Below are 18,372 nucleotides of genomic sequence, written 5' to 3'. Positions count from 1 at the left end.
GCGTTCACGTGAAAAGCCCGCCGATGAATTTGAACACGTCGTAGCGGTTGAGGTCGTTCCATGCCGCGAACAGCATGAAACCCAGGATCAAGGCAAGCCCCGCGCGGAAGCCGGCGGCCTGGAACTCGGCCCGCAAAGGCCGTTTCGCAACAGCCTCATAGGCGTACATCACAAGGTGGCCGCCATCGAGAACGGGTATCGGCAACAGGTTCATGAAGCCGATGCTGACCGACAGGCTGGCGATGAGCCAGAACTGTGAATAGAGCAGACCAATGGCCAAGGCCTTGGGGTTCGGCGCCTGCTCGACCACGCCGTTGGTGACCGCGCCCGCCGTATGACCGATGCCGATGATCCCGCTGATCTGGTCGGCAGGAAGCTGCCCCATCAGGAGTCTGCCGAGGTAGAAGGCGATCGTTTTGATCATGTCCCAGACCTCGACCGTCGCGTCTGGGATCGCGCTGAGCAGCGAAGAGCGCTCGAACCGACCGCCGGGCGCGCTGCGCAGTCCCAGTTCACCGACCTTTACCCGGCCGCTGATCTCATTCTGGCGCTCCACGAGGCGCGGCGTGGCGGTGAGATGCACCGTGCGCCCCTCACGCTCGACCGCGAAGTCGATAGGCAGGTTGGCCCGCAAAGCCACATAGCCCTGGATGTCCTGGAACGAACGAATCTGACGGTTGTCCGCCTTCAGGATGACGTCACCCGGCTTGAAGCCAGCGGCGGCGGCCGGCGTACCGGCGACGACCTCTCCAACGGTTGTCGAGGTCTTCTGGGCCCCGAACGACACCAAGATCACGGCGAAGACGAGGATCGCCAGGATGAAGTTGGCCATCGGACCCGCCACGGCGATGAAGGCGCGTTGCCAGACGGGTTTGAAATGGAAGTATCGGTTGACCGCCTCGTCGCCCTCGCGGCGACGGATCTCGTTGCGCATCGCGTCGAGGTCGTTCTGGTCCGGCACGCTGGCGGCGTTCTCATCACCCGCGAAGCGGACGTACCCTCCAAGCGGGATCGACGCCACGCACCATTCCACCCCCTGCTTGTCACGCCAGGAGATCAGGGGCGCCCCGAAACCGATGGAAAAGCGCTCGATGGCCACGCCGCAAGCGCGCGCAGCCCAATAGTGTCCGAGTTCGTGCACCGTCACCACGACGGACAACACGAACACCAGCGACACAAGCATGATCAGAAAGCCGATCATCGCGCGAAAATACTCTCCCCGGTCAGGCCCGCAGACGCTTCTGCGCGACAACCTCGGCCGCAATGCGGCGAGCGCTGCCATCGATCAACATAGCGCTCTCGACAGCGTCGCCCTCAGAGACGGAGAGATCACCCAAGCTGTTCATACGCTCAAGGGTCCCCGCCACCGCGCCGGCAATATCGAGAAACCCGATACGGCGGTCAAGGAAAGCAGCCACAGCGACCTCATTGGCGGCGTTCATCGCCGCCGGCGCGGCGCCACCCAGCCGAAGCGCTTCGCGAGCGATCCCGATCGAGGGAAAGCGATCCAAGTCGGGCGATTCGAAGGTCAGTTGACCGTAGGCGGCGAGATCAAGGCGCGGCGCGGGCCATGGCAACCGATCGGGCCACGAGAACGCGCAAGCGATCGGCGCGCGCATATCCGGCGGACCCAGCTGCGCCAATGTGGAGCCGTCGACGTACTCCACCAGGCTATGAATCACCGACTGCGGATGAATCACGACGTCGACCCGGTCTTCCGGCGTTGAGAACAGATACGACGCCTCGATCATCTCGAGGCCTTTGTTCATCATGGTCGCGGAATCGACCGAAATCTTGGCGCCCATCGACCAGTTGGGGTGAGCGATCGCCTGTTCGGGCGTGGCGCGCGCCATCGCCGCCCGATCCCAAGTCCGGAAAGGACCGCCGGAGGCCGTCAGGATCAGTCGCGACACACGGTGAGCGCAGTCGGGCTGCAGCACCTGGAAGATTGCCGAGTGCTCGGAATCGACAGGAATGATCGCGCCGCCGGCCGCCTTGGCGATGGCGAGCAGCGCCGGCCCAGCGCAAACAAGGCTCTCCTTGTTGGCCAGCGCGACAACGGCCCCGGTGCGCGCCGCGGCGACTGTGGGCGCCAGGCCCGCCGCGCCGACGATCGCCGACATGACCCAATCTGCGCCCATCGCGGCGGCTTCGCTCACCGCCTTAGCGCCAGCAGCCGCCTTGACGCCCGTGCCGGCCAGCCCGGACCTCAGTTCATCGAGAAGGCTCTCGTCTTCGATCACCGCCAGGGCGGGCTTCCAGCGCGTCGCCTGTTCAATCAAGCGCTGGACATTTCGACCAGCGGCCAGCGCCAGGATCTGCACCGGCGCGCCAGACTCTTCGAAAAGGCTGAGGGTCGAAAGGCCGATCGATCCGGTCGAGCCCAGCACCACCACCTTGCGGGGCGAGATCAATGTGACCATCCGATATGATCAACCAGACGCACAGCGGCGATCACGATGGCAGCGAACATCAGCCCGTCCACGCGATCCAGCAGTCCCCCGTGCCCCGGGATCAGGTCCCCACTGTCCTTGACGCCAAACCGGCGCTTGAGCATCGATTCCCATAGATCGCCGGCCATTGTCGCCAGACCACCCAACAGGCCGATCAGCGCCGCGACAGGCCAAATCAGGTTGAGCTTGGCTGATGACGCGACAACGACGGCGCCGATCGTGGAGGCTGCAAGGCCACCAACAAACCCCGCCCAGGTTTTGTTTGGCGAGATCCGTGGCCACAGCTTCGGACCTTTGAAGATGCTGCCTGCGACATAGGCGAAGATGTCGGCGAACCAGGTCACCACGAAGAGCAGTAAGGTCCACCAGAGCCCGTCCTCCAGCGAACGCACCCAAACCAACGCGATGACTGCGGGCGCGATATAGACGACGCCATAAGCGGCGTCGGCGCGCCGCTCGACGGCGCCGCGCGCGATGAGCCCCGCCAGGAACGAGCCCGCCAGAACAACCGCCCAAGCGATAACAAATTGCTGAAAGAACGCCGAGATCACCGCGACGCCGCAGAAGACGCCCACGACGGCCCCGACGGCGTTCGGCGCCTTTGGCGCGCTGATCTTGCCCCACTCACGGGCCAGCAGCCCAACGCAGACTAGGGCTAGAGCCATGAACCAATAGCCGCCAAGCCAGACTGCGGCCACGACGGTGGGAACGAGCACGGTCGCCGAGACCACGCGCGTTCTAAGATTGCTCCAGTTGAAGCGCTTAGCCGGCGACGGCGACGTCATCGGCAGCGACCCCTCCATACCGGCGGTCGCGGCCGCGATACTCGGCGATGGCCGCCGCAAGCGCTTCGGGCCCATAGTCCGGCCAGAGAACGTCCTGGAACACGAGCTCGGCGTAGGCGCAGTCCCAAAGCAGGAAGTTCGAGATCCGACGTTCACCGCTCGTGCGGATAATCAGGTCGGGTGCCGGCGCAGACGCTGTCGATAGCAGCTGTTCGAAGGTCTTCTCGTTCAGGTCGGAAGCCTTGGCCTCGCCCCGCTCCACCCGTTCGGCGAACGCGCGTGCGGCGTCGGTGATGTCGGCCTGACCGCCATAGTTGAAGGCGACCTGCAGAACGAAGTCCGAGTTCTGCGCCGTACGCCGCTCGGCGCGCTCAATCACTTCGGCGATGTCCGCTGACAAGCCCGTGCGGCGCCCGATGATGCGAACGCGCACGCCGGCCTTGGCCAGTCGCTCAAGGTCTGATTCGACATAGGCCTTGAGCAGGCTCATCAGCTCAGAGACTTCTTGAGCCGGCCGGCTCCAGTTCTCGGTCGAGAAGCCAAACACGGTTAGAACACCGACGTTCTGGCTCTGAGCGCCCTCGACCGTACGCTTGAGCGCGTTGACGCCCGCGCGATGCCCCAGCACACGCGGCATGCCCCGCTGCTTCGCCCAGCGGCCGTTGCCATCCATGATAATGGCCACGTGCAGGCGCTCCGTGGACGGCTGCCCCCCGGCGCGCCCCGAAACATCCTGCGGACCGGTGGTCGCCGGCATTCGCTTCAACCTTCCCTCTTCGCTCCCCATGAAAACTCGCGAGGCGGGCGATCAAACCTGCATGATCTCATGTTCCTTGGTTTTCAAGGCCTCGTCGATCCGCTTGATGGCCTCGTCGGTCATCTTCTGGACCTCGGTTTCCATCTTCTTGCGCTCGTCCTCGGCGATGGCCCCGTCCTTCTCGGCCTTCTTGAGGTCGTCATTGGCGTCGCGGCGGACGTTACGCACGGCGATCTTCTGCTGCTCGGCGTACTTGCCGGCGATCTTCTGCAGGTCCCGTCGGCGCTCTTCGGTCAGCGGCGGGATCGGGATGCGCAGGTTCTGGCCTTCGACCACCGGGTTCAGCCCCAGGCCCGAGGCGCGGATGGCCTTCTCGACCGAGACCACGACACCACGATCCCAGACGCTGACATTGATCTGGCGCGGCTCGGGCACGCTGACCGACGCCACTGCGTTCAGGGGCGTCGTAGAGCCGTAGGCTTCGACCATCACCTGGTCGAGCAGGCTGGCCGAGGCGCGGCCGGTGCGCAGGCTGCCGAACTCTTCCTTCAGGGCGGAAACGGCCTTGTCCATACGGTCGCGATAGCGCGACAGGACGGGTTTTTCGGCGGCGGCCATGTGGCTCTCCTCGCTAGACTTGATTTCAGGCGGCGCGGTCTTCGGCGACCACGGTGTGGGTCCCCTCGCCTCGCAGGACCGTCAGCAGATTGCCGCGCCCCTTGATCGAGAAAACCACGATCGGAATATTGCTGTCGCGCATCAGTGCTACGGCCGAAGCGTCCATGACGCGGAGATCCTTGGCCAGGACGTCCATGTAGCTCAGGCGATCATAGCGTTGTGCCGTCGGATCCTTCTTGGGATCGGCGGTGTAGACGCCATCGACGCTGGTGCCCTTGAACAGGGCGTCACATTGCATCTCAGCAGCGCGCAGGGCCGCGGCCGTGTCAGTCGTGAAGAACGGGTTGCCGGTGCCGGCGGCGAAAATCACCACGCGCCCCTTTTCGAGGTGGCGCTGGGCGCGGCGGCGAATATAGGGCTCGCAGACGGTGGCCATCGGGATCGCCGATTGCACGCGGGTCTGCACGCCGATGCGTTCCAGGGCGTCCTGCATGGCCAGCGCGTTCATCACCGTGGCGAGCATGCCCATGTAGTCGGCGCTCGAGCGCTCCATTCCCTTGGCGGCCCCGGCCATACCGCGGAAGATGTTGCCGCCGCCAATGACCAGGCAAAGCTCGACGCCCGACTTGACGATCTCGGCGACGTCCTCAGCGACAGATTGAACCGTGTTGGTGTCGATGCCGTAGGGCGTGTCGCCCATCAGGACTTCGCCGGAAACTTTCAGCAGGATGCGGCGATATTTCTGGGGCGCGCTGGTATCGGACATGGGACCGCTATTCCTGAGTCGTCGGCACGCACATTACGTGCGTTCTACAGAAGTGGGATGGGTTTTGCCAACCAAGGTGCGTACGCCGGATGGCAGGCGTGAAAAGGGCGCGGCGCGCGTCGAACGCGCCGCGCCCAGTTTCTCGAACCGACGCCAGGTGGCGTCGGCGATCAGACCTTAGGCCTGGCCAGTCATCGAGGCGACTTCAGCCGCGAAGTCGTCTTGCTTCTTTTCAACGCCTTCGCCCAGGGCCAGACGCGTGAAGCCCTTCACAGTGACCGGAGCGCCCAGGGTCTTGGCAGCCTCCGCCACCAGTTGCTCGACGGTCTGATCCGGGTTCATGACGAAGGCCTGCTTCAGCAGCACGACTTCTTCCAGGAACTTGCGGATACGGCCTTCGATCATCTTTTCGACGACCGCCGGCGGCTTGCCCGACTCGAGCGCCTGCTCGGTGAACACGGCCTTTTCACGCTCGATGGCGGCCGGGTCCAGATCGTCCGGCGACAGCGACAGCGGGGCGGTCGCAGCGACGTGCATCGCGATCTTGCGGCCCAGTTCGCGCAGGGCGGCCTTGTCGCCGGTCGACTCGACGGCCACCAGCACGCCGATGCGGCCGAGGTCCGGCGCGGTGGCGTTGTGGATGTACGAGGCGACGACGCCGTTCTCGACCGTCCACTTGGCGGCGCGACGGACCATCATGTTCTCACCGATCGTGGCGATCAGGTTGGTAAGGTGGTCCTGAACGGTTTCGCCACCGGCCAGCTTGGCGGCGGTGATCGCATCGACCGAGCCGTCGGTGCCGAGCGCAGCGCCGGCGATCTGACGGGCGGCGCCCTGGAACAGGTCGTTGCGCGACACGAAGTCAGTTTCGGCGTTCACTTCGACGGCCGTAGCGGTTTCGCCAGCGCCTTGCTCGGCGGTGGCGATGGCGACGAGGCCTTCGGCGGCGGCGCGATCAGCCTTCTTGGCGGCCTTGGACAGGCCCTTGGCGCGCAGCCAGTCGATGGACGCTTCGATGTCGCCGTTGTTTTCCGACAGCGCCTTCTTGCAGTCCATCATGCCGACGCCGGACTTTTCGCGCAGTTCCTTGACGAGGGCGGCGGTGATCTCAGCCATCGAAAATCTCCAGATTCAAACGGTTGGCGTCCGGGCGTTTAGCCCGCCAAATCGATAAAGAGTTGGGACCGGACGTCTTAGTCCGGTCCCATGTCAGGGTCGCGACGGTCCCCGCACGGAGCGGGGACACGTTGGAAATCAGCCTTCGGCCGATTCCGCAGCCGGAGCCGCTTCGGCGGCCGGAGCTTCCGGCGCCATTTCGCGGGCCAGGGCCGGCTCGACCGGAGCGACCGAAGCGCCCAGGTCAACGCCAGCGGCGGCTTGGCCAGCGGCCAGACCGTCCAGGACGGCGTCGGCGATCAGGTCGCAGTACAGCTGCAGAGCGCGAGCGGCGTCGTCGTTACCCGGGATCGGATAGGTGATGCCGTCCGGATCGCAGTTGGTGTCGAGGATGGCGACGACCGGGATGTTCAGCTTGCGGGCTTCCAGGATCGCGATCGCTTCCTTGTTGGTGTCGATCACGAACATAATGTCGGGGATACCGCCCATGTCCTTGATGCCGCCCAGCGACAGCTCCAGCTTGTCGCGCTCGCGGGTCAGCTGCAGCAGTTCCTTCTTGGAACGACCTTGAGCTTCACCGGCCAGCACGCCTTCCAGTTCGCGCAGGCGAGCGATCGAGCCCGACACGGTGCGCCAGTTGGTCAGGGTGCCGCCGAGCCAGCGGTGGTTCACGTAGTACTGGGCGCAGCGCTTGGCGGCCGTGGCGACCGGGTCGCTGGCCTGGCGCTTGGTGCCAACGAACAGCACGCGACCGCCGGCGGCGGCGACTTCACGGACCTTCACCAGGGCTTGGTGCAGCAGCGGAATCGACTGCGACAGGTCAATGATGTGGATGTTCGAGCGCGAACCGAAGATGTAGCGGTCCATCTTCGGGTTCCAGCGGTGCGTCTGGTGACCGAAGTGAGCGCCGGCTTCCAGGAGCTGACGCATGGAGAATTCGGGAAGAGCCATCGGGCCTTTGTCCTTTTTCCGGTTGAACCTCCGTGGACACCCCCGACCCAGACCATTCTGGAGCGGGACCGGAACGGCGACGCCGGGATGTCTCCCCGGTGCAGCCGAACGTCCACGTGTGGAATGGCCGCGCAAATAGTCACTGTTGAGCGAAAAGGCAAGCCCGCTGTTGGGTCATGCGCCGCAAAGTCATACCGGATTGACGTTGATCCGACGCATCGAGCTGACCGTCGTCATCCACAGGAAGCGCTGGCGGTGTCGCAAATCTTCCATCGGATCATGGCTCAATGGCCCCGCTTGTAGCGCGGTGGAGATCGGCATGCTCGCGGTGTTCGACATGGACGGCACGTTGCTGAACGGCGACTCCACGGCGGTTTGGCTTTGGGAGCGCGCGAAGCAATCGCCTTTGCGGATGCTGGGCATGCTGGCCATCGCGCCACTCGCCGTGCCGATGGTGGCTGTGGCCGCGACCCGCCGCGTCGGCGCGTCAATCCTGTTATGGATCGCGACGGTAGGATTGACGGAGGAACGGCTCTTGGCGTCCTGCGACGACTTCGCCCGGGACTTCGTCGAGCAGCGATGCAGCCTGTCCTGGAAGCCACGCGCTCTCGCGACTTTAAACGATCACGCCGCCGCTGGCGACCGCGTGGTCGTCGTCACGGCGGCGCCGGCGTGCCTGGCGAACGCTCTCCTCCGGACCCTGGACCGACGCGTGGAGGTGCTTGGCACGTCGCTGAAACCCGGTCTCGGCGGTTGGATCGCCAACATCCATTGCCGCAACCAGCGCAAGTGCCAGGCTTTGGCCGAAGCCGGCCACGGCGCTCGCTGGGCCTATGCCTACACCGACAGCCTGGATGACCTGCCGATCCTGCGCGCTGCCGACAGGCCCGTGATCGTCAAAGGCGGCAAGGCGGCCGAGCGACGACTATTCCGCGCTGGGCTTCTGAACGGTCGTGCAGCCGCCTGGTGAGGCGACGCCACATCAGTCAGGCCTGCGCGCCGTGACGACAATCCAGGGCCGCCGACCTCGCCCGTAGTCGCCACCCTCAAAGCTTTGCACGGGCAGGACATCCCAGCCCGCAGACGTCCGATAGACGTCCTCAAGCGCCTCAGCCGCAGAATAGTTGAAGTAGCGACCCAGGCCATCGCGCCCATCGAAATCGCCGGCCCTATAGGTCGCCATATGCAGGCCGCCGGGTTTCAGCGCCCTGAAAATTCCAGCCAGGACAGAGGCAAGCGACGCACGCGGGACATGAAGCAGGCTCGCATTGGCCCAAACGCCGTCATAGGCGTTCCGAGCGTCCAAGTGATCGAACCGCATGAGACGCGTACGGCACGCTTAAGCTTGGCCTCGGCCCGTTGCGCCATGGCCGGCGCAGCATCCGTGGGATCCACAACGAGGCCGCGCACCAACATCGCCTCGCTGTCACGATCGTCACTGCAACCCAACTCCAGGACGTGCGCCCCAGCCGGGAGTTGGCTCAGAAAGCTATCGAGAAGGCGACTCGGCGCGTCCCGCGCCGTCGCCGCATAGGTCTCAGCTTCGTTGGCGTAAAAGCGCAACGTCGCGTGGTCATACGCAACATCATAATCCGCCTTCTCAGCCGAGGTCATTGCGGCGCCTCTCCAGGATTAGGGGCGCCAGGCGCAGGACCGATGCGGCATCCTCGCGCGAAGCCGCCTCGAACAAGACCGCACACAGCGCGTGTCTCGCCCCACTCTCGTCCAACGCGCTCCATCCACACCTACCTCAAGCGGACAGGGTATGGGAATATTTTCCTATACGTCTTCCAGGAGTGCGACGCCCGGCGCTGTCTTGAGAGCGCCCCGCAGAGCCGCATCCAAGGTATAGCGGCCAGGCAACCGTAGCTCGATCTCCCGGCCACCGCCGATCGCCGCGACGAAGGTGACCTCGCCGCCCTTCTGGGTCTGGGCCGGCTCAAGGCGTCGCTTCAAGGCGTCGATCTCGGCGGCAGACGGCGACAGGTGCACCCGCAGACCCGCTACAACATTCTCGACAGCCTTCTCGATCGGTTCGGCGTCATCACCGAAGAAGCGCACCTCCCCGTCCCGCGCCTTGGCGCGAACCTTGATCGCCACCGCCTTGCCGGGCTCCAGAACGTCTCGGCATTTACGAAGAGACTCCGGCGGATAAAGCACCTCGTACTCGCCCGTCGGATCAGAGAGCGAGACGAAGGCGAACTTCTCGCCGCTCTGCGAGGCCCGCTCCTGGCGACGGCGCACGACCCCGCACATCCGGAAGGCTTCCGCGCCGGCTTCGGCCTGGGCCATCGCCTCGGCGAGCATGACGGTCCGGCGGCGACGCAGCATGCCGACCATGTCCTCCAGAGGGTGGCCAGTCAGGTAGAAGCCGACGGCCGATAGTTCCTCATCCAGAAGATCGACCTGGTTCCAGTTCTCGGTCTTCGACAGACGTGGCCTGCCCGCGCCAGGGTCGGAACCGAACAGGCCGCCCTGCCCGCCCTGGCGGTCCGCGTGACAGCTCTGGGCGTGGGCGATCAACACATCGGCAGAGGCGACGATCTGGGCGCGGTTCTTGTGGATCGAGTCGAAAGCGCCCGCCCGCGCGAGGTTTTCAATGGCCCGTTTGTTGACCTGCTTGGGGTCGATGCGCTCGACGAAGTCAAAGACGTCGCGGAACGGCCCACCCTCCTCACGCACTGCCACCAGGTGCTTCATCGCCTCCAGGCCGACATTGCGAATGGCGCCGAGCGCGTATAGCACCTCGCCGTTCTCAACCTCGAAGTCCGCGCCGGACCGGTTCACGTCCGGCGCGCGCACCGTAATCCCAAAACGCCGCGCGTCCTGATGGAAGACCGCCAGCTTGTCGGTGTTCGACAAGTCCAGGCTCATCGACGCGGCGAAGAACTCAACTGGCGTATTCGCCTTCAACCAAGCGGTTTGATAAGAGATGAAGGCGTAGGCGGCGGCGTGCGACTTGTTGAAGCCGTAACCGGCGAACTTGGCGACCAGTTCGAAAATGGAGCCGGATTGCTCCTCTGGAACCCCCTTCTCCTTGGCGCCGGAGACGAAGCGGATCTTCTGGAGATCCATCTCCTCCTTCTTCTTCTTGCCCATGGCGCGACGCAGAAGGTCGGCTTCGCCCAGGCTGTAGCCGGCCAGGATCTGGGCGATCTGCATCACCTGTTCCTGGTAGACGATGACGCCGTAGGTCTCCTTCAGCACCGCCTCAAGCGACGGGTGCAGGGTGTCGACGGGCTTACGGCCGAACTTACAGTCCACAAACGTGTCGATGTTATCCATCGGGCCGGGACGGTAGAGAGAGATCAGCGCGGTGATCTCTTCGATCGAGCCGCAGCGCATCTTGCGCAGCGTGTCGCGCATGCCCTGGCTTTCCAGCTGGAACACGCCGACCGTCTGGCCGGAGGCGAGCAGTTCGTAGGTTTTGGTGTCGTCGAAAGGCAGCTTGCCGAGATCGATCTCGAAGCCGCGCTTCTTCAAGTGCTTCACCGCGCGATCCAGCACGGTGAGAGTCTTCAGGCCCAGGAAGTCGAACTTCACCAGACCTGCGCTCTCCACCCACTTCATATTGAACTGGGTGGCGGGGAGATCCGAGCGCGGATCCTTGTAGAGAGGCGTCAGTTGCGTCAGCGGCCGGTCGCCGATCACCACGCCGGCGGCGTGAGTCGAGGCGTTCCGGAACAGGCCTTCCAGCTGTAGCGCGACGTCAAGGCAAGCCGAGACGTTGGTGTCTTCCTTCTTGGCCTGCTTGAGGCGCGGCTCCAAATCGATCGCTTGGGCCAGGGTCACCGGCGCGGCCGGGTTGTTGGGCACCATCTTGCAGAGCCGGTCGACGAGGCCCAGTGGCAGCTGCATCACGCGCCCCACGTCACGCAGCACCGCGCGCGCCTGCAGCGAGCCGAAGGTGATGATCTGCGCGACGCGATCGCGACCGTACTTCTCCTGCACGTACGAGATGACCTCTTCGCGCCGCTCCTGACAGAAGTCGACGTCGAAGTCGGGCATCGAAACCCGTTCGGGATTGAGGAAGCGCTCGAACAGCAGACCAAATCGAAGCGGATCAAGGTCGGTGATGGTCAGCACCCAGGCCACCAGCGAGCCCGCGCCCGAGCCCCGCCCCGGACCGACGGGGATCCCGTGGGCCTTACCCCACTTGATGAAGTCCGAAACGATCAGGAAGTAGCCTGGGAAGCCCATCTTCTTGATGATGCCGAGCTCGAAATCGAGCCGCTTCCAATACTCTTCCTCGGGCGCCGACAGGGTCAGTCCCTCAAGGCGCATCTTCAGGCCTTCGCGCGCCTGATGCTCGAGCTCTTCGGCCTCGTTACGACCATCGCCGGTCGGGAAGCTGGGCAGGATCGGGTCGCGCTTGTGCACCATGAAGGCGCAGCGCCGGGCGATGTCGAGGGTGTTGTCGCAGGCCTCGGGCAGATCGGCGAACAGCTTGCGCATCTCGTCCGCCGGCTTGAACCAGTGTTCGGGCGTGACGCGCCGCCGCTCGTCCTGACCGACAAACGCGCCGTCGGAGATACACAGCAGCGCGTCGTGCGCCTCGTAGAACCCCGGCTTGGCGAAATAGACGTCATTGGTCGCCACCAGCGGTACGTCGTGATCATACGCCCAGTTGACGAGACCCGGCTCCGCCGCCGCCTGACGCGGGAGTCCGTGGCGCTGCAGTTCGACATAGAAGCGGTCGCCGAACACGCGATGCATCTCGGCCAGGGCGGCCGAGGCTTCGGCGGTCTTACCGGCCGCGAAGAGAGCGTCAACGGGGCCGTCAGTCCCACCCGACAGCAGGATCAGGCCCTCGCTGTACTCAGCCACCTTGGCCCAAGGCACGACCGGCTCCGGCAGTTCGGCGCTGTCGAGATAGGCGATCGAAGACAGTTCGGAGAGGTTTAGATAGCCCCGCTCGTTCTGGGCCAGCAACATGACGGTCGGCGCACGCGCCCAACGCTCGGTGGGGCCTCCGCCGATGCCGACCACGGGAATGGCGCAGCCGATAATCGGCTGCACGCCCGCATCCTTGGCGTAGGAGGAGTATTCAAGCGCACCAAAAAGATTGGCGCGATCAGCAAGCCCAGCGGCAGGCATCTTGGCCTCAGCGGCCAACTTGCCGATCTGGTCGGCCTTGATGGCGCCTTCCAGCAGCGAATAGGCCGAACGGACCCGAAGGTGGACGAACTCTTGCCCCTCCGTCTCCGACATGACCGACCTCCGCTGGATCATCGCCATCAGGCGACTCAGGCCACCAAGTTGGCCACCGTGCACATCATCCAGACGAAGCCGACGACGGAAACAAGGGCCAAAGACTCACGCGCGACACGGATCATCGGAACCTCCACAGATTTCTTGCTTTGTTCCATATTCCGGTTTTGTTCTGTTCACAAGATGTTCCACGCCACTCCCGTGCATTTTCTTCGCGCGGAAGTCCGATTAACGCCCCAGAACACCTCGAAACGGGTGGCCAAGCCGCGAGGAGTCGGCCAGACCAGCGCCATGCGCCTGATCATCGACACGGACACGGCGGGAGACGACGTGTTCTCCCTGATGCTCGCCCTGACCCGTCCGGGGGTTAAGGTTGAAGCCATCACCATCGCGCACGGCAATGTGGGCTTCGAGCAGCACGCCGAGAACGCGCTGGTCACGCTGGAGCGCTGTGGACGCGCTGGCGAGGTTCCCGTCTATCTGGGCGCCCAGTTCCCCTTGATGCGCGCGCCGCTGGACGCTGCCTACGTTTTCGGACGCGACGGCATGAGCGACAGCGGCTTCGCCAAGACCGCGCAACGCCCCGCAGACGGCCACGCGGTCGATGAGCTCGTGCGGCGGATCATGGCCGCGCCCGGCGAGATCACGCTGATCGCCCAGGCGCCTCTGACCAACATCGCCCTCGCCTATCAACGAGAGCCCCGCATCGCCACAGCGCTGAAACATCTGTGGGTCATGGGCGGCACCGATAACGGCGTCGGCAATGTGACGCCGGCGGCGGAGTATAATTTTTACGCCGATCCGGAAGCGGCCAAGATGGTGGTCAATGCGGGCTTCAACCTCTCCATCGCCACCTGGACCCTGACCCTGAAGGACGGCCTATGGACGACCGGGCAGCTCGACGCGCTCGCCGCCCTAGGCACCGAGAAGTCTCGGTTCTTCACCGACGTGAACCGCGCGTCGCTCGCCTTCGCGCGCGAGACGGAGGGCCTGGACGGCAGCCTTCATCCCGATGCGCTGACCTGTGCGATCGCGCTGGATGAGGCCCTGATCTTGGAGGCCGAAACCTGCGTGGTCGATGTCGAGACCGTAGGCGAGCTCACCCGCGGCTATCTGAGCGTCTCGCACGCGATCCTGCCCGATATCGAGATCGCCGACCCCGCGCTCAAGCGCCGTCCGCCGAACGCTCGCGTGGTCAAGGCCATCGACCGCGAAGGCTTCTTCGCAGCGATGCGAACCGCCTTGCTCTAGCCTCTCTGGACCTCGAGGTGGCCGTCCTTGAGGGCGACCACACGATCCATGAAGCGCGCGAGCTCCATATTGTGGGTGGCGATCACCGCCGCAACGCCCTGCTCGCGGCAGATCTGGTAAAGGGATTGGAAGACGGCGGTCGATGTCGCTGGATCCAGGTTACCCGTCGGCTCGTCGGCCAACAGGAGCTTCGGGCGATTGGCCAGGGCCCTGGCGATCGCCACGCGCTGCTGCTCTCCGCCCGACATCTGCGCCGGTTGGTGGTTCAGGCGGTGGCCAAGACCCAGCCCCTCCAGCAACGTCTTCGCCCGCGCTTCCGCGTCACGGCGGCTCTTGCCGGCGATGGTCAACGGCATGGCGACGTTCTCCAATGCGGAGAACTCCGGCAGCAGGTGATGGAACTGATAGACGAAGCCGACGGTGCCCAGGCGAATGCGCGTGCGCGCCCGCTCCGAAAGCGTGGAGCAGTCACGCCCCTCAAGGGCTACGAGACCAGCGTCGGGTCGCTCCAGAAGACCAGCTGAATGCAGCAGGGACGACTTGCCCGAGCCCGACGGGCCGATCAAGCCGACGACCTCGCCGGGATAGACGTCCAGATCGACGCCCCGCAGGACCGGCAGATCGCCCGCTTCGGTCTTGTAGACGCGCTTCAGGCCGCGCAGGGCGAGGACAGGGTCACTCATAACGGAGCGCCTCCACCGGATCGAGACGCGAGGCACGCAGGGCGGGCGGAAGCGTCGCCAGGATGCTCATCGCGGCCGAGGCCAGCACGATGCCGCCAACCTCACGCCAGTCGATCTTCGCCGGGATGTGGGACAGCATATAGACGTCTGCGTTGAACACGGACGTCCCGGTGGCCCATTCCACGAAGTTCTGGATCGGGGTGATGTAGGCGCAGAACAGCACGCCCAGCGCCAAGCCGCACAGGGTGCCGGCGACACCGATCGAGGCGCCAGCCATCAGGAAGATGCGCAGCACCGCGCCTTGGCTGGCGCCCATGGTGCGCAGGATGGCGATGTCCTTGCCCTTGTTCTTCACCAGCATGACCAGGCTGGAGATGATGTTCAGGGTCGCGATCGCCACAATGCAGAACAGGATCAGCCGCATCACCTTGCGCTCGACCTGCAGCGCGGTGAAGTAGCTGTGGTTCTTGTCCATCCAGTCGTTGACCAGCGCGCCCGGTCCACTGGCGACTTCGACCGCCTGCTTCAAATCCTTGGCCTTGTCAGGATCGTCGACCTTGATCTCGACATAGTCGACCGTGGTGTCGCGACCGAAGAACAATTGGGCCTGCTCCAGCGGCATGTAGATGAAAGCCTCGTCGAACTGGCTCATGCCGACGCTAAAGACGCCCCCGACGATATAGTTCTTCTCACGCGTCGAGCTGCCGAACGCCGTCGCGGGCCCCGAGGGAGAGATTACAGTGATCGGGTCGCCGGGCTGAACGCCAAGAGTCTGAGCCATGCGATCGCCGATGAGCACGATGTCGCCGCCGTACTCGCCCTGGCCGAAGCCCTCCATCGAGCCTTTCTTGATATTGCCCGAGATCAGGGACATGTGCCTCAGGTCGCTGGTCGCCACGCCGCGTACGATCGCGCCAGTCACCTGAGTGGGGCCGATCACCATCGCTTGGGCCTCGACCATCGGCGCAGCCTGGATGACCCCCGGCGCGGCCTTGATCCGACGGATGATGGTGTCTCGGTCCGGTCCGTTGATCAGCGGCGACTGGGCGTAGAGGTGCCCATTGAAGCCGAGGATCCGGCCGAGAAGTTCAGCACGGAACCCGTTCATGACGCTCATCACGGTGATCAGGGCGAAGACCGCCAGCATCACCGCGCTGAACGAGATGATCGAGATCAGCGCCACGCCGCCGTTCTTGCGCTTGGCGAACAGGTACCGGCGAGCGACAGAGCGCTCCCAGCGACTGAAGGGACCGGCGGCGCGGGCGTCTGGCATCAGGCGGTCTTGCTCTTGGTCAGGCCGTCCAGGACGGATTCCAGCGAGGCGGTATGGCGCTCGCCGGTCTTGCGGTTCTTGATCTCGACCACGCCATCGGCGATGCCTTTGGGACCAACGATCAGCTGCCAGGGGAGACCGATCAGGTCCATCGTGGCGAACTTGGCGCCGCCACGGGCGTCGGTGTCATCGTAGAGCACGTCACGGCCAGCGGCCTTCAGCGCGTTGTAGGCCGTTTCGCAGGCCGCATCGCACGCCGCGTCGCCTTGGCGCATGTTGACGATGCCGACATCGAACGGTGCGACGCTCTCCGGCCAGATGATGCCGCCCTCGTCGTGGCTGGCCTCGATGATCGCGCCCAAGAGGCGCGAGACGCCGACGCCGTAACTGCCCATCTGGACCGGGACCTGCTGGCCGTCGGGGCCCTGGACCGTCGCCTTCATCGGCTCGGAGTACTTCGTCCCGAACGAGAAGATGTGGCCGACCTCGATGCCTCGCGCCGACAGGCGGTCGCCTTCGGGCAGGGCGTTGAAGGCCGCCTCATCGTGCATTTCCTCAGTCGCGGCGTAGAGCGCCGTACGCTGGTTCACGATCGGCTGCAGATCCCCGTTGATCCAGTCGAGGTCCGGCCCCGGAGCCGGCATCTCCACCAGATCCTTGTGGCAGAAGACGGCGCTTTCGCCCGTTTCGGCCAGGACGATGAACTCGTGGCTAAGGTCGCCGCCGATCGGACCGGTATCGGCTCGCATCGGTACGGCCTTCAGGCCCATCCGCGCGAACAGGTTCAGGTAGGCCACGAACATGCGGTTGTAGGACTTGCGCGCGCCCTCGGCGTCGAGGTCGAAGCTGTAGGCGTCCTTCATGTAGAATTCGCGGCCGCGCATCACGCCAAAGCGCGGACGACGCTCGTCCCGGAACTTCCATTGGATGTTGTAAAGGTTCTTGGGGAGGTCCTTGTAGCTCTTGATCGAGGCGCGGAAGATGTCGGTGACGACTTCCTCGGCCGTGGGACCAAACAGCAACTCGCGCTTGTGGCGGTCGGTGATGCGCAGCATCTCGTCGCCGTAGTCTTCGTAGCGACCGCTTTCGCGCCACAGGTCGGCGAGTTGGATGGTGGGCATCAGCAGCTCGATGGCGCCGGCGCGATCCATTTCCTCGCGGACGATCTGTTCGATCTTGTTCAGCACCCGCAAGCCCAGCGGCAGCCAGGCATAGATGCCCGCCGCTTCCTGGCGGATCATGCCGGCGCGAAGCATCAGCTGGTGCGAAACGATCTGGGCGTCGGACGGCGCTTCCTTCAGCACCGGCAGGAAATAGCGCGACAAGCGCATCAGCTTGGAAACTCCGGGAATTCGAGAAGGGCCTGAGATAGCCCCTCGCCCGACAGCTTGGCAACGCAGTAGAGCCTGCCCGGTTCAGATCTTTGATCCGAACCGGACCAGCAGGCTCGTCCGCCCAAGCTTGGAAGCGCGACGATCGCAGAAACCGGCCACCACTTTCTGCGGTCGCGCTTCGGGCCAAAGTAAGGCTCCGCCGTAGAAAAAAGAGAGGCCGCGCGGATCGCCGCGCGGCCTTTCAGTCATCGTCGGGGAAGACGCCACAGAGCGAGACCGGCAAGGCCGATCTCCTGGGAACTACCCTACCGACCAAACAGCTGTTGGGGCACGGTCAACCGCCGGAAGCGCTAACAATGAGGCCATTCGCCCAAGCCTTGAGCGTTTGGAGGTAGATCGGTCGCCGTACGCCCAAGGCTTGTGCATTCGCACATCAGACGGCCGCCGGCAGGTCCGGAAGCGTTATGAGCTTGAAGTGTACGATCAGGAAGAACAGCCCAAACACCACGGCCGACAGCCAGGTGGTGGTGATGAACTTGCGCTTCAGGTTCGGATTCATCGGCGCCCCTGGGTCAACGCCCGGCGGTGGCTTGATCCCAGCTTCGAAGAAGCTGCGCGATCCCAGCGGCAGGACGGCGAAGAGCACCGTCCACCAGATGGTCATATAGATCGCGAACCAGGTGATCGGGCTCATCAGTGATGTGCGTCCTTCGGCGTTTCCATGAGCTCGACAAGCATGCCGCCCATGTCCTTGGGGTGTACGAAGATGATCAGCGTGCCATGGGCGCCGATGCGGGGCTCGCCCAACACCGTCGCGCCCTTGGCCACGAGCGCGTCACGCGCTTCGTAGATGTTCTCGACCTCGAAGCAGATGTGGTGCTGGCCGCCCTTGGGATTCTTGGCCAGGAAACCGTGAATCGGCGACTTCTCGCCGTAGGGTTCGATCAACTCGATCTGGCTGTTGGGCAGATTGACGAAGCAGACCCAGACTCCCTGCTCCGGCATCGCCCACTTTTCGGTGATGGACGTGGCGCCAAGCAGATCGCGGTACATCTTAACCGACTCATCGATGGAAGGCGTGGCGACGCCGACGTGGTTGAGCTTGCCGATCATCTGGAGGAACTCCCGCTGCTTTTCTGGTTGTTGGCTGTTGGCCTAGCACCAGTGCTGCAAC

Annotated in this window: 19 protein-coding genes and 1 pseudogene; 2 read left to right on the top strand and 18 right to left on the bottom strand. The window is 64.4% G+C overall.

From position 1 onward, the window contains the following. Positions 1–4 precede the first annotated feature (4 nt). The 8 genes from ACT53N_RS00920 to rpsB form a co-directional block, all read right to left on the bottom strand. Positions 5–1,201, bottom strand: a complete 1,197-nt coding sequence (locus ACT53N_RS00920; protein ID WP_476062126.1) for a M50 family metallopeptidase — start codon at positions 1,199–1,201, stop codon at positions 5–7. 22 nt (positions 1,202–1,223) lie between these two features. Next, positions 1,224–2,423, bottom strand: coding sequence for a 1-deoxy-D-xylulose-5-phosphate reductoisomerase (dxr, locus tag ACT53N_RS00915; RefSeq protein ID WP_476062125.1), 1,200 nt, complete (start codon positions 2,421–2,423; stop codon positions 1,224–1,226). Continuing rightward, on the bottom strand, positions 2,411–3,256 hold the full coding sequence (locus ACT53N_RS00910; protein WP_476062654.1) for a phosphatidate cytidylyltransferase: 846 nt from the start codon (positions 3,254–3,256) through the stop codon (positions 2,411–2,413). The genes dxr and ACT53N_RS00910 overlap by 13 nt, the downstream gene beginning before the upstream one ends. After that, positions 3,216–3,995, bottom strand: a complete 780-nt coding sequence (gene uppS / locus ACT53N_RS00905; RefSeq protein WP_476062124.1) for a polyprenyl diphosphate synthase — start codon at positions 3,993–3,995, stop codon at positions 3,216–3,218. Before uppS ends, ACT53N_RS00910 begins: the two co-directional genes overlap by 41 nt. 51 nt (positions 3,996–4,046) lie before the next feature. Then, positions 4,047–4,613 carry a ribosome recycling factor gene (gene frr, locus ACT53N_RS00900; RefSeq protein WP_310211248.1) on the bottom strand — a complete coding sequence of 189 codons (567 nt, stop codon included), beginning with the start codon at positions 4,611–4,613 and terminating at the stop codon, positions 4,047–4,049. Positions 4,614–4,638: 25 nt separating this feature from the next. Then, entirely contained in the window at positions 4,639–5,379 is a 741-nt protein-coding gene (pyrH, locus tag ACT53N_RS00895; RefSeq protein WP_476062123.1) for a UMP kinase, read from the bottom strand. Between the two features lie 177 nt (positions 5,380–5,556). Beyond that, on the bottom strand, positions 5,557–6,495 hold the full coding sequence (tsf, locus tag ACT53N_RS00890; protein WP_476062122.1) for a translation elongation factor Ts: 939 nt from the start codon (positions 6,493–6,495) through the stop codon (positions 5,557–5,559). Between the two features lie 138 nt (positions 6,496–6,633). Then, entirely contained in the window at positions 6,634–7,446 is an 813-nt protein-coding gene (gene rpsB, locus ACT53N_RS00885) for a 30S ribosomal protein S2 (RefSeq protein WP_476062121.1), read from the bottom strand. Positions 7,447–7,765: 319 nt separating this feature from the next. Here rpsB and ACT53N_RS00880 point away from each other — a divergent pair, with 319 nt between their 5' ends. Next, the gene (locus ACT53N_RS00880) at positions 7,766–8,416 is read left to right on the top strand and encodes a haloacid dehalogenase-like hydrolase (RefSeq protein ID WP_476062653.1); all 651 of its coding nucleotides are present in this window, start codon (positions 7,766–7,768) and stop codon (positions 8,414–8,416) included. 12 nt (positions 8,417–8,428) lie between these two features. Here the strand turns inward: ACT53N_RS00880 and ACT53N_RS00875 are convergent, their stop codons facing one another. The 4 genes from ACT53N_RS00875 to sidA all read right to left on the bottom strand — a co-directional run bounded on the left by ACT53N_RS00875 (position 8,429) and on the right by sidA (position 12,782). Next, positions 8,429–8,629: a hypothetical protein gene (locus tag ACT53N_RS00875; protein ID WP_476062120.1), complete on the bottom strand. Its 201-nt coding sequence runs from the start codon at positions 8,627–8,629 to the stop codon at positions 8,429–8,431. Between the two features lie 17 nt (positions 8,630–8,646). Beyond that, positions 8,647–9,060: a class I SAM-dependent methyltransferase gene (locus ACT53N_RS00870; protein ID WP_476062119.1), complete on the bottom strand. Its 414-nt coding sequence runs from the start codon at positions 9,058–9,060 to the stop codon at positions 8,647–8,649. A 165-nt stretch (positions 9,061–9,225) separates the two neighbouring features. Beyond that, entirely contained in the window at positions 9,226–12,657 is a 3,432-nt protein-coding gene (gene dnaE / locus ACT53N_RS00865; protein WP_476062118.1) for a DNA polymerase III subunit alpha, read from the bottom strand. Positions 12,658–12,692: 35 nt separating this feature from the next. Then, positions 12,693–12,782, bottom strand: a complete 90-nt coding sequence (gene sidA / locus ACT53N_RS00860; protein ID WP_096051222.1) for a cell division inhibitor SidA — start codon at positions 12,780–12,782, stop codon at positions 12,693–12,695. Between the two features lie 166 nt (positions 12,783–12,948). On the opposite strand from sidA, the gene ACT53N_RS00855 reads away from it, so the two are divergent. Then, complete coding sequence (locus ACT53N_RS00855) at positions 12,949–13,908, top strand: nucleoside hydrolase (protein WP_476062652.1); 960 nt, start codon at positions 12,949–12,951, stop codon at positions 13,906–13,908. On the opposite strand, the gene ACT53N_RS00850 is transcribed toward ACT53N_RS00855, so the two are convergent. From ACT53N_RS00850 to mce, 6 genes and pseudogenes are all read right to left on the bottom strand, one after another. Further along, on the bottom strand, positions 13,905–14,591 hold the full coding sequence (locus ACT53N_RS00850; protein WP_476062117.1) for an ABC transporter ATP-binding protein: 687 nt from the start codon (positions 14,589–14,591) through the stop codon (positions 13,905–13,907). The two genes, ACT53N_RS00855 and ACT53N_RS00850, sit on opposite strands and share 4 nt — an antisense overlap. Next, a complete protein-coding gene (locus ACT53N_RS00845; protein WP_476062116.1) occupies positions 14,584–15,864 on the bottom strand; it encodes a lipoprotein-releasing ABC transporter permease subunit in 1,281 nt (426 codons plus the stop codon). Before ACT53N_RS00845 ends, ACT53N_RS00850 begins: the two co-directional genes overlap by 8 nt. After that, on the bottom strand, positions 15,864–17,195 hold the full coding sequence (gene proS, locus ACT53N_RS00840; RefSeq protein ID WP_476062115.1) for a proline--tRNA ligase: 1,332 nt from the start codon (positions 17,193–17,195) through the stop codon (positions 15,864–15,866). The genes ACT53N_RS00845 and proS overlap by 1 nt, the downstream gene beginning before the upstream one ends. Further along, a pseudogene (locus tag ACT53N_RS00835) lies at positions 17,195–17,613 on the bottom strand (hypothetical protein). The gene proS and the pseudogene ACT53N_RS00835 overlap by 1 nt, the downstream one beginning before the upstream one ends. Before the next feature lie 18 nt (positions 17,614–17,631). Then, positions 17,632–17,892 carry a DUF1467 family protein gene (locus ACT53N_RS00830; RefSeq protein WP_096051218.1) on the bottom strand — a complete coding sequence of 87 codons (261 nt, stop codon included), beginning with the start codon at positions 17,890–17,892 and terminating at the stop codon, positions 17,632–17,634. Continuing rightward, entirely contained in the window at positions 17,892–18,311 is a 420-nt protein-coding gene (mce, locus tag ACT53N_RS00825; protein WP_476062114.1) for a methylmalonyl-CoA epimerase, read from the bottom strand. Before mce ends, ACT53N_RS00830 begins: the two co-directional genes overlap by 1 nt. Positions 18,312–18,372 lie beyond the last annotated feature (61 nt).

Source organism: Caulobacter sp. DMC95, assembly GCF_056313785.1.
Note: the sequence above shows the minus strand (reverse complement) of the source record. Positions and strands in the feature narration are given on the sequence as shown.

Bases quoted from the DNA above. Each gene is read 5' to 3' on its own strand.
- ACT53N_RS00920 (WP_476062126.1), bottom strand. From the start codon at position 1,201: ATGATCGGCTTTCTGATCATGCTTGTGTCGCTGGTGTTCGTGTTGTCC.
- dxr (WP_476062125.1), bottom strand. From the start codon at position 2,423: ATGGTCACATTGATCTCGCCCCGCAAGGTGGTGGTGCTGGGCTCGACC.
- ACT53N_RS00910 (WP_476062654.1), bottom strand. From the start codon at position 3,256: ATGGAGGGGTCGCTGCCGATGACGTCGCCGTCGCCGGCTAAGCGCTTC.
- uppS (WP_476062124.1), bottom strand. From the start codon at position 3,995: ATGCCGGCGACCACCGGTCCGCAGGATGTTTCGGGGCGCGCCGGGGGG.
- frr (WP_310211248.1), bottom strand. From the start codon at position 4,613: ATGGCCGCCGCCGAAAAACCCGTCCTGTCGCGCTATCGCGACCGTATG.
- pyrH (WP_476062123.1), bottom strand. From the start codon at position 5,379: ATGTCCGATACCAGCGCGCCCCAGAAATATCGCCGCATCCTGCTGAAA.
- tsf (WP_476062122.1), bottom strand. From the start codon at position 6,495: ATGGCTGAGATCACCGCCGCCCTCGTCAAGGAACTGCGCGAAAAGTCC.
- rpsB (WP_476062121.1), bottom strand. From the start codon at position 7,446: ATGGCTCTTCCCGAATTCTCCATGCGTCAGCTCCTGGAAGCCGGCGCT.
- ACT53N_RS00880 (WP_476062653.1), top strand. From the start codon at position 7,766: ATGCTCGCGGTGTTCGACATGGACGGCACGTTGCTGAACGGCGACTCC.
- ACT53N_RS00875 (WP_476062120.1), bottom strand. From the start codon at position 8,629: ATGGCGACCTATAGGGCCGGCGATTTCGATGGGCGCGATGGCCTGGGT.
- ACT53N_RS00870 (WP_476062119.1), bottom strand. From the start codon at position 9,060: ATGACCTCGGCTGAGAAGGCGGATTATGATGTTGCGTATGACCACGCG.
- dnaE (WP_476062118.1), bottom strand. From the start codon at position 12,657: ATGTCGGAGACGGAGGGGCAAGAGTTCGTCCACCTTCGGGTCCGTTCG.
- sidA (WP_096051222.1), bottom strand. From the start codon at position 12,782: ATGATCCGTGTCGCGCGTGAGTCTTTGGCCCTTGTTTCCGTCGTCGGC.
- ACT53N_RS00855 (WP_476062652.1), top strand. From the start codon at position 12,949: ATGCGCCTGATCATCGACACGGACACGGCGGGAGACGACGTGTTCTCC.
- ACT53N_RS00850 (WP_476062117.1), bottom strand. From the start codon at position 14,591: ATGAGTGACCCTGTCCTCGCCCTGCGCGGCCTGAAGCGCGTCTACAAG.
- ACT53N_RS00845 (WP_476062116.1), bottom strand. From the start codon at position 15,864: ATGCCAGACGCCCGCGCCGCCGGTCCCTTCAGTCGCTGGGAGCGCTCT.
- proS (WP_476062115.1), bottom strand. From the start codon at position 17,195: ATGCGCTTGTCGCGCTATTTCCTGCCGGTGCTGAAGGAAGCGCCGTCC.
- ACT53N_RS00830 (WP_096051218.1), bottom strand. From the start codon at position 17,892: ATGAGCCCGATCACCTGGTTCGCGATCTATATGACCATCTGGTGGACG.
- mce (WP_476062114.1), bottom strand. From the start codon at position 18,311: ATGATCGGCAAGCTCAACCACGTCGGCGTCGCCACGCCTTCCATCGAT.